Here is a 694-nt window from a genome sequence, read left to right on the forward strand (position 1 = left end):
GAATACAGTCTGGTAATGATGGCAGAGAGGTCACACCCGTTCCCATACCGAACACGGAAGTTAAGCTCTCTAGCGCCGATGGTAGTTGGGACCTTGTCCCTGTGAGAGTAGGACGTTGCCAGGCAAAATGGAGGATTAGCTCAGCTGGGAGAGCACCTGCCTTACAAGCAGGGGGTCGGCGGTTCGATCCCGTCATCCTCCACCATATATGTCGGAGGGGTAGCGAAGTGGCTAAACGCGGCGGACTGTAAATCCGCTCCTTCGGGTTCGGCAGTTCGAATCTGCCCCCCTCCACCATTCTTAATTAATGGGCTATAGCCAAGCGGTAAGGCAACGGACTTTGACTCCGTCATGCGCTGGTTCGAATCCAGCTAGCCCAGCCATTAAGAGCCATTAGCTCAGTTGGTAGAGCATCTGACTTTTAATCAGAGGGTCGAAGGTTCGAGTCCTTCATGGCTCACCATTTTAATGAAATATGCGGGTGTGGCGGAATTGGCAGACGCACTAGACTTAGGATCTAGCGCCTTTGGCGTGGGGGTTCGACTCCCTTCACCCGCACTTTTAATAAAATAACTCAAACATGTCTTGCGGAAGTAGTTCAGTGGTAGAATACAACCTTGCCAAGGTTGGGGTCGCGGGTTCGAATCCCGTCTTCCGCTCCAATTTTCAATATGACATGCCGGGGTGGCGGAAC

General features: G+C 52.4%; 6 tRNA genes and 1 rRNA gene. All 7 read left to right on the top strand.

The window, feature by feature from the left end:
- Positions 1-8: 8 nt before the first annotated feature.
- Positions 9-124, top strand: a 5S ribosomal RNA gene (rrf, locus tag EBQ15_RS30890).
- A gap of 5 nt (positions 125-129) precedes the next feature.
- Positions 130-205: transfer RNA gene (locus tag EBQ15_RS30895), tRNA-Val, on the top strand.
- A gap of 8 nt (positions 206-213) precedes the next feature.
- A tRNA-Tyr gene (locus tag EBQ15_RS30900) sits at positions 214-297 on the top strand.
- A gap of 11 nt (positions 298-308) precedes the next feature.
- Positions 309-383: transfer RNA gene (locus EBQ15_RS30905), tRNA-Gln, on the top strand.
- A 4-nt stretch (positions 384-387) separates the two neighbouring features.
- Positions 388-463: transfer RNA gene (locus tag EBQ15_RS30910), tRNA-Lys, on the top strand.
- Positions 464-477: 14 nt separating this feature from the next.
- Positions 478-558, top strand: a tRNA-Leu gene (locus tag EBQ15_RS30915).
- Between the two features lie 29 nt (positions 559-587).
- Positions 588-662: transfer RNA gene (locus EBQ15_RS30920), tRNA-Gly, on the top strand.
- Positions 663-694 lie beyond the last annotated feature (32 nt).

Origin of the sequence: Bacillus sp. 2D03 (assembly GCF_003946765.1) — a bacterium.
GTDB lineage: Bacteria > Bacillota > Bacilli > Bacillales > Bacillaceae_G > Bacillus_A > Bacillus_A cereus.